At 71.1% G+C, this 560-nt stretch carries 1 protein-coding gene; it reads right to left on the reverse strand.

From position 1 onward, the window contains the following. A partial coding sequence (locus tag KDM41_18820) for a serine/threonine protein kinase (protein ID MCB1185478.1) occupies positions 1-560 on the reverse strand: 560 nt, incomplete at both ends.

Below are 560 nucleotides of genomic sequence, written 5' to 3' on the forward strand. Positions count from 1 at the left end.
CGGTGAGGAACACGTTGTCGGGCTTCAGGTCGCGGTGGAGGAACCCCTTCGCGTGGGCGTAGGCCAGCGCCCCGACGAGCTGGGTCACCAGCCGAACCGCCCGCTCCCACGGGAGGCGATGGCCGTCTTCGAGGAGATCCCCGAGCGAGCGCCCGGGCAGCAGCTCCATCACGAGATATGGCAAGCCGTTCTGCACCCCGAAGTCGAGCAGCGAGACGATGTGAGGATGGGAGAGCGCGGCGAGCACCTTCGCCTCGCGCTCGAAGCGCCCGCGAAGCTCGTCGTCCTCCGCGATCGCGTCGTGGATCACCTTCACGGCCACGTCGCGGTCGAGCTGCTCGTCTCGGCACTGGAAGACGGTCGCCATCCCGCCGTGACCGAGCACCGCGTCGACGCGGTAGCGATCGCCGAGCTGGGCGCCGAGGAGCGCCTCCGCCTCCGCGGTGTGCGCGGGCTCCTCCACGTCCGGAGCACGAACCGGCTTGGAGCGGCGCTTCGCCTGATCGTAGCCGAGGGTCCGGACGCGCCGAGGCTTCGCTCGCCCCTCGCCCTGCTCGGCG

The organism is bacterium (assembly GCA_020440705.1).
GTDB lineage: Bacteria > Krumholzibacteriota > Krumholzibacteriia > LZORAL124-64-63 > LZORAL124-64-63 > JAGRNP01.